Origin of the sequence: Fusicatenibacter saccharivorans (genome assembly GCF_027667425.1) — a bacterium.
Lineage (GTDB): Bacteria > Bacillota > Clostridia > Lachnospirales > Lachnospiraceae > Fusicatenibacter > Fusicatenibacter saccharivorans.
Genome location: NZ_JAQEGR010000008.1, coordinates 67,748 through 81,595 on the forward strand (window position 1 = coordinate 67,748; position 13,848 = coordinate 81,595).

9 protein-coding genes are annotated in these 13,848 nt (G+C 51.7%); 8 read left to right on the forward strand and 1 reads right to left on the reverse strand.

All coding sequences use genetic code 11. The features are described 5' to 3' along the window. Positions 1 to 328 precede the first annotated feature (328 nt). Positions 329 to 2,821 (forward strand): ATP-dependent DNA helicase, encoded by a 2,493-nt coding sequence (locus tag PGS38_RS09035; protein WP_270476173.1) that lies wholly within the window; start codon positions 329 to 331, stop codon positions 2,819 to 2,821. Here the strand turns inward: PGS38_RS09035 and PGS38_RS09040 are convergent. Beyond that, positions 2,812 to 3,705, reverse strand: a complete 894-nt coding sequence (locus PGS38_RS09040; RefSeq protein ID WP_055219743.1) for an AraC family transcriptional regulator — start codon at positions 3,703 to 3,705, stop codon at positions 2,812 to 2,814. The two genes, PGS38_RS09035 and PGS38_RS09040, sit on opposite strands and share 10 nt — an antisense overlap. 262 nt (positions 3,706 to 3,967) lie before the next feature. On the opposite strand from PGS38_RS09040, the gene PGS38_RS09045 reads away from it, so the two are divergent. From PGS38_RS09045 to PGS38_RS09075, 7 genes are all read left to right on the forward strand, one after another. Continuing rightward, the gene (locus PGS38_RS09045; RefSeq protein ID WP_022463121.1) at positions 3,968 to 5,137 is read left to right on the forward strand and encodes a galactokinase; all 1,170 of its coding nucleotides are present in this window, start codon (positions 3,968 to 3,970) and stop codon (positions 5,135 to 5,137) included. A gap of 40 nt (positions 5,138 to 5,177) precedes the next feature. Next, positions 5,178 to 6,671 carry a UDP-glucose--hexose-1-phosphate uridylyltransferase gene (galT, locus tag PGS38_RS09050; RefSeq protein ID WP_055219747.1) on the forward strand — a complete coding sequence of 498 codons (1,494 nt, stop codon included), beginning with the start codon at positions 5,178 to 5,180 and terminating at the stop codon, positions 6,669 to 6,671. A gap of 73 nt (positions 6,672 to 6,744) precedes the next feature. Then, positions 6,745 to 7,761, forward strand: coding sequence for a UDP-glucose 4-epimerase GalE (gene galE / locus PGS38_RS09055; RefSeq protein ID WP_118749938.1), 1,017 nt, complete (start codon positions 6,745 to 6,747; stop codon positions 7,759 to 7,761). Between the two features lie 186 nt (positions 7,762 to 7,947). Continuing rightward, positions 7,948 to 9,849 carry an ATP-dependent zinc metalloprotease FtsH gene (ftsH, locus tag PGS38_RS09060; RefSeq protein ID WP_055227005.1) on the forward strand — a complete coding sequence of 634 codons (1,902 nt, stop codon included), beginning with the start codon at positions 7,948 to 7,950 and terminating at the stop codon, positions 9,847 to 9,849. Between the two features lie 92 nt (positions 9,850 to 9,941). Next, positions 9,942 to 11,801: an excinuclease ABC subunit UvrC gene (gene uvrC / locus PGS38_RS09065; RefSeq protein WP_117509664.1), complete on the forward strand. Its 1,860-nt coding sequence runs from the start codon at positions 9,942 to 9,944 to the stop codon at positions 11,799 to 11,801. Positions 11,802 to 11,895: 94 nt separating this feature from the next. Then, entirely contained in the window at positions 11,896 to 12,831 is a 936-nt protein-coding gene (hprK, locus tag PGS38_RS09070; protein ID WP_022463126.1) for an HPr(Ser) kinase/phosphatase, read from the forward strand. A gap of 4 nt (positions 12,832 to 12,835) precedes the next feature. Further along, on the forward strand, positions 12,836 to 13,780 hold the full coding sequence (locus tag PGS38_RS09075; protein WP_117760497.1) for an ROK family glucokinase: 945 nt from the start codon (positions 12,836 to 12,838) through the stop codon (positions 13,778 to 13,780). The last annotated feature ends 68 nt before the right edge of the window (positions 13,781 to 13,848 follow it).

Below are 13,848 nucleotides of genomic sequence, written 5' to 3' on the forward strand. Positions count from 1 at the left end.
ATTTTATTAAGGGAAACGAAAAAAATTCAGCCTGCGCCGCCAGCGAGAGTAGAGACAGAATTTGCGCAGGGGACTTTCTGAAGAAAAACTAATCACACGAGACACATAACTTCAGAGAGAAAAAAGGAGACTGTTGCGGCAGTCTCCTTTTTTCTGTATAATGATAACTATTCAGAGCCATGCGAAATTCCAGAAAAGGACACGAATCATGCTTGCATGAATGAGCGTTCTTTTCTGGAATTTCATATGGCGAGAAGCCACATCGAGATGCAGCGCAGCGGAATCGAGATGGGGCTCTGAATAGTCTGGTTAGAAAAGGAGCGGGCTAGTGGAAGAGAAGAAGAAAGAGATCCGGATTTCCGTGCGGAATCTGGTGGAGTTTATTCTGCGCAGCGGGGATCTGGACAACTCGTCGGGCGGTTTTGGCGAGCGGGATGCCATGCAGGCGGGAACGCGGGTGCATCAGCAGATTCAGAAAAAACGGGGCGCCGATTACCGTGCGGAGGTTCCGCTGGTTCACGAAAAAGAATATGAGCATTTCATCCTGCGCGTCGAGGGAAGAGCAGACGGCATGTACGAGGACGGAACCACGACCGTGATCGAGGAGATCAAGGGAACGTACCGTGACCTCGAAACGATGGAAGAGCCGGTTCCGGTACATCTGGCACAGGCGAAGTGCTACGCTTACATCTACGGCCTTCAGAACCGCAAAGAGGAGATGGGCGTGCTGATGACGTACACCCTGCTCGCCTCCGAGGAGGAAGGCCTTCTGCGCCCGCTCACCAAAGAAGAGGTAAAGCCGGAGCACTCCAACTGGCGCATCCGCCATTTTCTGCAGATGTACAAGCTCCCGGAACTGGAGCAGTGGTTCGATGAGCTACTCGACGCCTGGTTTATCTGGGCGGAATTCCAGTACCAGTGGCAGAAAGCGCGAGATGCCTCAATGCAGCACCTCGAATTCCCCTTCCCGTACCGGAAAGGCCAGCGGGAACTGGTGAGCGGCGTCTACCGTACCATTCTGCGGAAAAAAGAACTCTTCGTCCAGGCGCCGACCGGCATCGGAAAAACAATGTCCACGGTCTTTCCGGCTATCCGCGCGATCGGAGAGGGCTGCGGCGACCGTCTTTTTTATCTGACTGCGAAAACCATCACCCGTACCGTGGCAGAGGAGGCGGTCTCCATTCTAAAAGAGAAGGGACTGCAGTTCAAAGCAATCACGCTGACCGCAAAAGAAAAAATGTGCATCCTCGATGAGCCCGAATGCGATCCGATCCACTGCCCGCGCGCGAAAGGTCATTTTGACCGGATCAACGCGGCGGTGTACGAGATGCTGACGGAATGCGATTCCTACACAAGAGAGGAAGTCCTGCGCCAGGCGGAAAAATGGAACGTCTGCCCGCACGAGTTCCAGTTTGATGTGGCTTCGTGGGTGGACGGCGTGATCTGCGATTACAACTATGCGTTTGATCCGACCTCGAAATTAAAACGCTTTTTCGCAGAAGGAACGAAGGGTGACTACATCTTTCTGATCGACGAGGCGCACAACCTGGTCGAGCGGGGCCGCGATATGTTCAGTGCCACGCTCGTCAAAGAGGAGATTTTAAAGGTCCGCCAGCTCCTCCGCCCGTATGCACCGGGCAAAAAGCTCGAGAAGGCGCTGAATCGCTGCAATCACCAGATGCTCGTCTACAAAAGAGAGTGCGATTCCTGCACGGAGCTGGAAAGCGTATCGACGTTTCTTATGATGGTCAATCAGCTGCTGGAAGAACTGGCGGGCTGGCTGGAAGCGCATAAGACAAGCGAAATCCGGAAGCAGGTTCTGGATTTTTACTTTAACTTGCGAAATTTTTCCGAGATTTACAATTTAGTGGATGAAAATTATCTGATCTACACGAGTTATCTCGATAACGGCGATTTTGCACTGCGCCTGTTCTGCGTCAACCCGGCGGAGAATCTGCAGCAGTGTATCAACCAGGGGCGGTCGGCCGTCTTCTTTTCCGCGACGCTGCTGCCGGTGCAGTATTATAAGAAGATGTTCAGCACGAATACGGACGATTACGCGATTTACGTGGAGTCCCCGTTTGATCCCACGAAGCGGTGTCTGGCGATCGGAAGCGAGGTCAGCACGAAGTATCAGCGGAGAAACCGCGCAGAGTTTGAGAAGATCGCTGCCTATCTGAACGAGATGATCCAGAGCCGGAAGGGCAACTATATGGCGTTCTTCCCGTCATACCGCCTGATGCAGGATGTCTATGCGGTCTATGAGGAACTGTATGCAGATGAAAACGTGACCTGCCTGATCCAGGAGTCGGCGATGCGGGAGCAGGAGAGAGAAGCGTTTCTGGAAGCGTTTGCGAAAGACAACGAGAAAACGCTGGTGGGATTCTGTATCATGGGAGGCATTTTCTCGGAGGGAATTGATCTGGACGGGGAAAAGCTGATCGGCGCGGCCGTTGTGGGAGCCGGAATCCCGCAGGTGGGGCCGGAGAGAGAACTTTTAAAGCAATATTTTGACCGCAGCGGAGAGAACGGTTTCGACTACGCGTACCGCTATCCCGGCATGAATAAAGTATTGCAGGCGGCAGGGCGCGTGATCCGTACGACGGAGGACACGGGTGTGATTCTGTTGCTCGATGAGCGGTTCCGAAACCGGGAGTACCGCGAGCTGTTCCCAAGAGAATGGGAGGACTGCCGGATTGTGCAGCGCAGCAGCCTCCCGGAGGTAATCCATTCGTTTTGGGAGAGGGTGGATTGTGAGAGCGGATCAAAAGCCGGGCAGCAGGAAATGAAATCTCGGTGCAGCGCTGAACGTTACGTGTGATCCGCGCGGTTCCGGTATTCGCTCGGCGAGCAGCCCATCTGCTGCCGGAAAATTTTAGAAAAATAGGCAGGACTGGAAAATCCTGTCTGTTCCGCTACGGAAGTGATACTGGCCTGGCGCTCGAGAAGGAGCGGCAGGCTTTTTTCAATACGGTAATCGAGAAGATAGTCAAACAGGGATTCGTTCATGCATTTCTTGAAAAAACGGCAGCATTCACTGCGGCAGATGTGGATCTGTGCGGCGAGATCCTCGAGCGTCAGATGCTCCATATAATGGCGGTGGATGTAGTCGAGCAGAATGCGGAGCCGCTCAACATCACGCGCTGCCGCCGTGTTCTGGGATTCACCGGAAAACGATGCGTGGCGGTAAATCTCAATCCAGATCGACAGCAGAAGCTCCTGGATTTCCATCTCAAACGCGGACGGCTGTGAAAGCGAGAGGTCGTAGATGCGGTGCATACAGGCAAGTACCTGGTTCTGCCAGTCGATCTCCGGCGAAAAGACGATGGAGGCGAGCTGCATATCCGTCAGCACCGGTTCGACGTAGCGCGTCTGGATCACACTGTTTGAAAAACCATAGAGAAAGCGCGGGGCGAACGTGGTTGAAATATAGACGCAGTCCATCCCGTCGATCATGTGGCCGCTGTGAAGCGCATTCGTGTTGCAGAAAATGCCGTCCCCTTCTTTTAAGACATACGATTTGCCGTTGACCTGATATCCGATCTGCCCCGAGAGGACAAACGTCAGCTCAATTTCCGGGTGCCAGTGCCAGGAAAAGGAGCCGCGCTCGTAGCGGGAGAGCTGTTCGTAACTGATGTTGACAGGAAATTCATAGCTGCCGTGGGCCTTCAGTTCACGGTTTTCTTTATCCATGCGGATCTGCATGAAACGTACCTCCAATCCATAAAATCCATTAAAAATCATACGATAAGTAAAGTATGCGGCAAAAAGGGAAAAAAAACAAGAAAAAATCGAAGATCATCTCAATATAATTATCGTTTGCCCAAATATTGTTGTTGCAGATGGGCGTATGGCTCACTATAATGATACTTAAGAAGATAAGAAAAAACACACAAACACACAACACACACAACACACAAAACGAAACCACGAAAACAACACACCAAAAAGAAAAGGAGACAACAAAATGAAACAGCAGGTACTGGATTGTTTTGCAAAACTGTTCGGGGGAGAGGGCGACATCCGCACCTACTTCGCACCTGGACGTGTGAACCTGATCGGTGAGCACACGGATTACAACGGAGGCCACGTGTTTCCATGCGCACTGACCATCGGAACCTACATGGCAGCAAGAAAACGTGACGACAGAAAGCTTCGTTTTTACTCTATGAACTTTGAAAAACTCGGCGTGGTAGAATCTTCTCTCGATGAATTCCTGATGGGAAAAGAAGGCAACTGGACCGCATATCCGAAGGGAATGATGTGGGCATTTTGCCAGAAGGGCTTCCCGGTAGAGCAGGGCTTCGATATCGTGCTCTACGGAAACATTCCGAACGGCTCCGGCCTTTCCTCTTCCGCATCCGTTGAGACCGTAACCGGCGTAATGCTGCGTGACATGTTCGGCTACGACACCATCTCCATGATCGACATCGCTCTGTACGGCCAGTTCTCCGAGAACAACTACAACGGCGTCAACTGCGGTATCATGGATCAGTTCGCCATCGCCATGGGCAAAAAGGACTGTGCGATCTTCCTTGACACCAGCGATCTGAAATATGAGTACGCACCGGTTAAACTGGAAGGCGCAAGAATTGTCATCTCCTGCAGCAACAAGAAACGCGGCCTTGGCGACTCCAAATACAACGAGCGCCGCAGCGAGTGCGAGACTGCTCTGGCTGAGATTCAGAAAGTCAAAGACATCAAGAGCCTTGGCGAGCTGACCGAGGAAGAGTTTGAGGCAGTGAAAGATGCCATCAAAGATCCGGTCCGCCAGAAACGTGCAAAACATGCTGTTTACGAGAACCAGAGAACCGTTCAGGCCGTTGCAGCTTTAAAGGCAAACGACATCGCAAAATTCGGCGAGCTGATGAACGCATCCCACGTTTCCCTGCGTGATGACTATGAGGTAACCGGCATCGAGCTGGATACTCTTGTGGAAGAAGCATGGAACTGCCCGGGTGTCATCGGATCCCGTATGACAGGCGCAGGCTTCGGCGGATGCACCGTCAGCATCGTAAAAACAGAAGATATTGACAACTTCATCGCAAAAGTAGGCGCAGCTTACAAAGAAAAAATCGGCTATGCCGCAGACTTCTATGTCGTAGACATCGGAGACGGCGCAGGCGTATTAAAATAAGAAATAAAAAAGCTGGATCGGCAGCAGGGAGGAAGCTACAGTGATTAACGAGAGTATTGCAAAACTGGTAAAATATGGAGAAAATGCCGGTCTTGTTTCGGGACTGGATAAAATCTATGCGACAAACCGGATTCTGGAAGTCATGCAGATTTCCGATTACGAAGAGCCGGAGCAGATTCCGGAGACCCCGGATCTGGAAGAGACTTTAAATGAACTGCTTGATGATGCAGCTAAGCGCGGTCTTCTCGAACACAACAGCGTCGTTTACCGCGATCTGTTTGATACGAAACTGATGGACTGCCTGATGCCGCGCCCGGGAGAGGTGGTAAAGAAGTTTGAGGAACTCTATGCGAAGAGCCCGCAGGAGGCAACCGATTACTTCTACAAACTGAGCCAGGATTCCAACTACATCCGCAGATACCGCATCGCAAAGGATATCCGCTGGAGCGTACCGAGTGCCTACGGCGATATCGATATCTCGATCAACCTCTCCAAACCGGAGAAGGACCCGAAGGCGATCGCGGCTGCAAAACTGGCAAAACAGAGCGGTTATCCGAAATGCCTGCTCTGCAAGGAGAATGTGGGCTATGCGGGACGCGTCAACCACCCGGCGCGCCAGAACCACCGCATCATTCCGCTGACGATCAATCAGACGGAGTGGGGATTCCAGTACTCGCCATATGTGTATTACAATGAGCACTGCATCGTGTTCAATTTCCAGCATAACCCGATGAAGATCGAGCGCGCGACCTTTGTGAAGCTGTTTGACTTTATCAAGCTGTTTCCGCACTACTTCATCGGTTCCAATGCGGATCTGCCGATCGTGGGAGGCTCCATTTTAAGCCACGATCATTATCAGGGCGGTCACTATACCTTCGCAATGGCGAAAGCGCCGATCGAGCGCCATTTTACCATCAAAGGATACGAGGATGTGGAAACCGGCATCGTCAAATGGCCGCTGTCCGTCATCCGGATCCGCCACAAAGATGAGAAACGGCTGATCGATCTGGCAGAGCATATCCTGAACTGCTGGAGAGGTTACACGGATGAGGATGCGTTTGTATTCGCCGAGACTGACGGAGAGCCGCACAACACGATCACGCCGATCGCAAGAAAAGTGGGCGATACGTTCGAACTCGATCTGGCACTGCGCAACAACATCACGACGGACGAATGCCCGCTCGGTGTTTACCATCCGCATGCACAGTATCATCACATCAAAAAAGAGAACATCGGCCTTATTGAGGTTATGGGACTTGCGATTCTGCCGGCGCGCTTAAAAGATGAGCTGGAAGAGCTTTCCAAATGCCTTGTAGAGGGAAAAGATGTCCGCGCTGTCGCAGAGCTGGAGAAACATGCCGACTGGGTAGACGAATTCCTGCCGCGCCATCCGGAGCTGAACAGCGAAAATGTGATGGATATCCTGAAAGAGGAAGTCGGAAAAGTCTTTGTCGGCGTACTCGAGGATGCCGGCGTTTACAAGTGCACCGAGGAAGGCAGAAGTGCATTTGCAAAATTCATGGAAACGTTGTAGAATAAACTAAATGCTTCAATTAACCCGCTGCGGCAAAAAAGCAGCAGCGAAGGAAAACATGGAGGATACCAAAATGAAAATCTTAGTTACTGGCGGTGCAGGCTATATTGGAAGCCACACCTGTGTGGAACTGCTGAACGCAGGCTATGACGTTGTTGTCATGGACAACCTTTACAATGCAAGCGAGAAAGCCATCGAGCGTGTAGAACAGATTACCGGAAAGAAAGTAACCTTCTACAAAACCGATATGCTGGACCGCGAAGGCGTAAAGAAAATTTTCGACAACGAGAAAATTGACGCTGTCATCCATTTCGCAGGCTTAAAAGCAGTCGGCGAGTCCGTACATAAACCGATTGAATATTATCACAACAACATGACCGGAACCCTGATTCTCTGCGATGAGATGAGAAACCACGGCGTAAAGAACATCATCTTCAGTTCTTCTGCAACCGTATACGGCAATCCGGCACAGATTCCGATCACCGAGGAGTGCCCGAAGGGAACCCCGACCAACCCATACGGCTGGACAAAAAGTATGCTCGAGCAGGTTCTGACCGACATCCACACTGCAGATCCGGAATGGAATGTTATCCTGCTTCGTTACTTCAACCCGATCGGAGCGCATAAGAGCGGCCTTATCGGAGAGGATCCGAAGGGCATCCCGAACAACCTGCTTCCGTATGTCGCACAGGTTGCCATCGGAAAACTCGAGTGCATCGGCGTTTTCGGTGATGACTACGATACTCCGGACGGAACTGGTGTCCGCGATTACATCCATGTTGTTGACCTGGCACGCGGCCATGTAAAAGCCATCCAGAAACTGGCTGACAACGACGGCGTTTCCATTTACAACCTCGGAACCGGCAAAGGCTACAGCGTACTCGATGTGATCCACGCATTCGAGAAAGCATGCGGCCATCCGCTGAAATACGAAATCAAACCGCGCCGTGACGGTGATATCGCAACCTGCTACTCCAAATGCGACAAAGCAAAAGAGGAGCTTGGCTGGGAGGCTGAGTACGGCATCGAGGAGATGTGTGCCGATTCCTGGAACTGGCAGCAGAAGAATCCGAACGGATATAACGACTAATGTAATGTGAGTGTTATCTGGCGGCCCGCCGATACTTGAAAGAGTGTCGGCGGGCCGTTTTTGTATAGATAAATTCAGTCTTTTTTCACAAAGTCCGGCTTGCTAATTAAGAGGGAATCCGATATAATGTAAGAGTTAAAGTGTCCGTAAAAAAGAGGGGCGGTTTGACATACAAGGAGGAAAAGCATGGACGATAGAAAAAATCAGAACCGGGAACCAGAAAAAGGCTCCGGGGGAGGACCGAAAAACAGACAGACGATACTCATTATCCTGATCTGCCTCCTCGTCAGCCTGATGGTGATGGGACTTCTGAACAATGCCCTTGGGGGAATTACTTCCGAGGATCTTGACTATAGCAAATTCCTGGACATGGTAAACAACGATGGAGTGCAGGAAGTTGTCTTGAAATCGGGAACACTGACCGTAACGCCGAAAGACCAGAAATCGGAGGGAATCACCTATCAGGTAACGATGATGGGAGATGAGCAGGAGCTGGTCGATCTGTTACAGGAGAAAGGCATTACGTACCACAAAGATCCGCCGGATTCTACCGGAACGATCATTTACACATTGCTGACCGTCATTCTGCCGGTTGTGATGCTTGTCGCTGTCATGGTATGGGTGATGCGCAGCATGAACAAAGGCGGCGGAGTCATGGGCGTAGGAAAGAGCAGAGCAAAGGCCTACGTACAGAAAGAAACCGGCGTGACATTCCGCGATGTTGCGGGACAGGACGAGGCAAAAGAATCGCTCCAGGAGGTTGTGGATTTTCTGCATAACCCTGGAAAATACACGACAATCGGTGCAAAACTTCCGAAAGGAGCGCTTCTTGTAGGCCCTCCTGGAACCGGAAAAACACTGCTTGCCAAAGCCGTAGCCGGTGAGGCGCACGTACCGTTTTTCTCGATGTCCGCTTCGGAATTTGTCGAGATGTTCGTCGGTGTCGGTGCATCGCGTGTGCGTGACCTGTTTGAGGAAGCAAAGAAAAACGCACCGTGCATCATCTTTATCGATGAGATCGATGCGATCGGAAAGAGCCGTGACAACAGCTACAACAGCAACGACGAGCGGGAGCAGACGTTAAACCAGCTCCTCGCCGAGATGGACGGATTCGACAGCTCCAAGGGTATTCTGATCCTTGCGGCCACAAACCGCCCGGAGGTTCTTGACCCGGCGCTGCTGCGTCCAGGCCGTTTTGACCGCCGGATTATCGTAGAAAGACCGGACCTGAAAGGCCGTGTGGAAATCCTGAAAGTACACGCCAAGAACGTATCGCTCGATGAGACGGTTGATCTCGACGGCATCGCACTTGCGACATCGGGAGCCGTTGGTTCTGATCTTGCAAATATGATCAACGAGGCAGCGATTCTTGCGGTCAAGAACGGAAGAAAAGCCGTTTCCCAGAAGGATCTTCTCGAGGCAGTCGAGGTTGTCCTCGTCGGAAAAGAGAAGAAGGACCGCATCTTAAGCCAGGAAGAGCGAAAGATCGTTTCCTACCACGAGGTAGGCCACGCACTTGTTACTGCACTGCAGAAGGATTCCGAGCCGGTACAGAAAATCACGATTGTGCCGCGTACGATGGGTGCGCTCGGCTACGTCATGCAGGTGCCGGAGGAGGAGAAATACCTCAACACGAAGAGCGAACTCGAGGCGATGATCGTCGAGTGCCTCGGTGGAAGAGCGGCAGAGGAGATCGTATTCGGCAACGTGACAACGGGAGCTTCGAATGATATCGAGAAAGCGACGAAGATTGTCCGCGCGATGATCACGCAGTACGGTATGTCGGAGAAATTCGGTCTGATCGGTCTTGCGACCCAGCAGAATCAGTACCTCGACGGAAGAATGGTCTTAAACTGCGGCGATGCCACAGCAACCGAAATCGACCACGAGGTCATGAAGATCCTGAAAGAGTCGTATGAGCAGGCAAAAGAACTTCTGGCAGCTAACCGCGATGCGATGGATGAAATCGCAGCTTACCTGATCCAGAAAGAGACGATCACCGGAAAAGAATTTATGGAGATTTTTCATCAGGTGATTGCAAAACGGAATGGAAACGCGGAAGAAGCGGTTGAAAATCCAGAAATATAAAAAGAAAGCAAAAAGGCCCGGCGGGAGCAGAGAAAACGATCTCTGCACGCTGGGCATTTTCAACATTACAGTCCCAAAAAGAGGAGGGTCATATGGCGTTTGATATCCAGGAAGAACTGAAAAAACTGCCGGGGAAACCCGGCGTCTATCTGATGCACGACGCGGACGATACAATTATCTACGTAGGAAAGGCGATTTCGCTGAAAAACCGTGTCCGCCAGTATTTCCAGACGAGCCGCAACAAAGGGCCGAAGATTGAGCGGATGGTCACGCATATCGCCCGTTTTGAGTATATTGTGACGGATTCCGAACTGGAGGCGCTCGTGCTGGAGTGCAACCTTATCAAAGAGCACCGTCCGAAATACAATACGATGCTGAAAGATGACAAGGCGTACCCGTACATTAAGGTGACCGTGAACGAGGATTTTCCACGCATTCTGTTTTCCCATCAGATGAAGAAGGACAAGGCGAAATATTTCGGCCCGTACACGAGCGCCGGAGCTGTGAAAGATACGATCGAACTGTTGCGGAAGCTGTACGATATCCGTTCCTGCAATAAGAGCCTGCCAAAGGAGATCGGCAAGGACCGCCCGTGTCTTTACTATCACATCCACCAGTGTAAGGCACCGTGCCAGGGATACATTTCCAAAGAAGAGTACGGCGAGCAGATCAAAAAGGCGATCAGTTTTCTGAATGGAAATTACAATGACATGATCAAAGAGCTGACTGGAAAAATGACGGAGGCGGCTGAGGAGATGCGGTTCGAGCAGGCGGCGGAGTACCGTGATCTGATCGACAGCGTGCGCAGGATCGGCGAGCGGCAGAAGATTACGAACAGTGACGGCGAGGACAAGGATGTCATTGCGCTTGCGATGGACAAAGAGGATGCGGTGGCGCAGGTCTTCTTTATCCGGAACGGAAAGCTGATCGGGCGGGAGCATTATTATCTGCGGATCGGCGAGGAGGAGCAGAAAAGCGAGGTGCTGCTCACGTTTATGAAACAGTTCTATTCCGGCACGCCGTTCATCCCGCGGGAAATCATGATTTCCGAGGAGATTGCCGAGCAGGAGCTGATGGAAGAGTATTTAAGCAGCAAACGGGGCCAGAAGGTCCGCATCCGCGTGCCGAAAAAGGGCAGCAAGGAAAAAATGGTGGAACTGGCAGAGCGGAACGCACAGATCGTTCTCGACCAGGACCGCGAGCGGATCAAGCGGGAAGAGGGTCGGACGGTCGGTGCCGTAAAAGAGATCGCCAGATGGCTGAACCTGCCGTCGATCGACCGCATCGAGGCGTACGATATCTCCAATATCAGCGGTTTCCAGTCGGTCGGCTCGATGATCGTCTACGAGAAAGGAAAGCCAAAGCGCGCCGATTACCGAAAATTCAAGATCAAATCCGTCGAGGGACCGAACGATTACGCCAGTATGAAAGAGGTCTTAAGCCGCCGTTTTCTGCGCGGCATCCAGGAGGACAGCGGTTTCGAGCGGCTGCCGGACCTGATCATGATGGACGGCGGACGCGGCCAGGTTAACATTGCGCTTGAGGTGCTTGAAGAAATGGATCTTGCGATTCCGGTCTGCGGTATGGTAAAGGACGACAAGCACCGCACGAGGGGTCTGTATTTCCGAAACGTGGAAATTCCGATCGACCGGAACAGCGAGGGCTTCAAACTGATCACACGCGTGCAGGACGAGGCACACCGCTTTGCAATCGAATACCACCGCCTGCTGCGGAGCAAGGGCCAGGTCCACTCGATTCTCGACGACATCCCGGGCATCGGGCCGACAAGAAGGAAAGAACTGATGCGCCACTTTCAGGGAATTGATGATATCAAGGCGGCAACCGTGGAAGAACTTTCCGGACTTCCGGGCATGAATAAAAAGGCGGCGGAGCAGGTTTACACATTCTTTCACGCACCTGCACAGGAGGAAAATGAGGATTCGTCAAAATAGTTAAATTTCTAGGTTGCCCGTGATGCTTTATTGTGCTAAAATCATAGAAGAGACGGATTTAAAAAGACGTCGAATGAAGTCGGAGGACAGGAAAATGAAAGAAATTGAAATGACCAAAATGGTGGAGGAAATGGATCTCCGCAACCTGACACCAGAGGTTGATATGACAGATCTTGTCATTGCCACACCGGATATCAACCGTCCTGCACTGCAGCTGACCGGTTACTATGAGCATTTTGCCAATGAGCGTGTGCAGATCATCGGTTATGTAGAGTTCACGTATCTGCAGCATCTTGAAGAGAGCGAGCGCGTCCGCGCGTTTGAAGAGTTTGTAAGCCGCAAGATCCCATGTGTCATTTTCACCACGAAGATGATTCCGGGACCGGAAATTCTGGAGCTGTGCAATCGTTATCAGGTACCGGCCTTTGCGGTAGACAAATCGACTTCCGTTTTCATGGCTGAAATCATCCGCTGGCTGAATGTCCAGCTTGCCCCGATGATCTCCATCCACGGCGTGCTGGTCGATGTATTCGGCGAGGGCGTTCTGATCATGGGCGAGAGCGGAATCGGAAAGAGCGAGGCTGCACTGGAGCTGATCAAACGAGGCCATCGTCTCGTCAGCGATGATGTGGTTGAAATCAGCCGTGTCAGCGACATTACGCTGGTCGGAACGGCACCGGATATCACGCGTCACTTTATCGAGCTGCGCGGTATCGGTATCATCGACGTCAAGACGCTGTTTGGTGTCGAGAGCGTAAAGGATACCCAGTCTATCGACCTTGTTATCAAGCTTGAAGAGTGGGACAAAGAGAAAGAATACGACCGTCTGGGCCTGGAAGAAGAGTATATTGAGTTCCTTGGAAACAAGGTTGTCTGCCATTCCCTTCCGATCCGTCCGGGCCGTAACCTGGCGATCATCGTAGAAACCGCTGCTGTCAACCACAGACAGAAGAAGATGGGCTACAATGCCGCACAGGAGCTGTACCGCCGTGTACAGGCTAACTTAGTGAAAAAAAGAGAGGAGAAGTAAGAAAATGGCAAACTATGTATTTGGAATCGATGTTGGGGGTACTTCAGTGAAATGCGGAATGTTCCAGACAGACGGAACTCTGTTGGAAAAATGGGAAATCCCGACCCGCACCGAAAACGGCGGAAGCGAAATTCTGCCGGATATCGCAAAAAGCGTAAAAGCAAAAATGGCTGAGAAGGGTATCGCAGCAGATGATGTTGCCGGTGTCGGCATTGACGTACCTGGCCCGGTTAATGACAAAGGTGAGCTTTCCATCGCAGTCAACCTGAACTGGGGATATAAAAATATCGTAAAAGAGCTTTCCGACGAACTCGGCGGAATGGCAGTAAAAGCAGCAAACGACGCAAACGCAGCAGCTCTCGGTGAGATGTGGGCAGGCGGCGGAAAGGGAAGCAAGAACCTGGTTATGGTTACCCTTGGAACCGGTGTCGGCGGCGGAATCATCGTGGACGGCAAGATCGTAGCAGGTGCTCACGGCGCAGGCGGCGAGGTTGGTCATGCATGTGTTGAGCCGGAAGAAGAAGCGGTCTGCAACTGCGGAAACCACGGATGCCTCGAGCAGATGACATCTGCAACCGGTATCGTTCGTCTGGCAAAGAAATATCTGGCATCCCATGATACTCCGTCTTCTTTAAGAGAAAGAGGAGAGTCCATCAGTGCAAAAGCTGTCTTTGATGCATTAAAAGAAGGCGATGCAGCAGCAGAAGCAATCGTTCAGGAGTTCTCCGAGTACCTCGGAAGAGCACTTGCAGTATTCGCATGCGTTGTTGACCCGGAAGTTATCGTAGTCGGCGGCGGTGTATCCAAAGCAGGCCAGATCCTGATCGACGGCGTAGCTAAATACTACCGTGAAGCAGCATTCATCGCATGCAAAGATACCCCGATCGTACTCGCTTCCCTTGGAAACGATGCTGGTATCTACGGCGCAGCAAAAATGCTGATTGACTAATTGATTCAGATGGAAAAAGAAGTATAGAAAAACCGGTCCTGCTGGCATATGCCAGAGGGCCGGTTTTT

Excerpts from the sequence above, each read along its gene's own strand:
- PGS38_RS09040 (WP_055219743.1), bottom strand. The coding sequence starts at position 3,705 with ATGCAGATCCGCATGGATAAAGAAAACCGTGAACTGAAGGCCCACGGC.
- PGS38_RS09045 (WP_022463121.1), top strand. The coding sequence starts at position 3,968 with ATGAAACAGCAGGTACTGGATTGTTTTGCAAAACTGTTCGGGGGAGAG.
- galE (WP_118749938.1), top strand. The coding sequence starts at position 6,745 with ATGAAAATCTTAGTTACTGGCGGTGCAGGCTATATTGGAAGCCACACC.
- ftsH (WP_055227005.1), top strand. The coding sequence starts at position 7,948 with ATGGACGATAGAAAAAATCAGAACCGGGAACCAGAAAAAGGCTCCGGG.
- uvrC (WP_117509664.1), top strand. The coding sequence starts at position 9,942 with ATGGCGTTTGATATCCAGGAAGAACTGAAAAAACTGCCGGGGAAACCC.
- hprK (WP_022463126.1), top strand. The coding sequence starts at position 11,896 with ATGAAAGAAATTGAAATGACCAAAATGGTGGAGGAAATGGATCTCCGC.
- PGS38_RS09075 (WP_117760497.1), top strand. The coding sequence starts at position 12,836 with ATGGCAAACTATGTATTTGGAATCGATGTTGGGGGTACTTCAGTGAAA.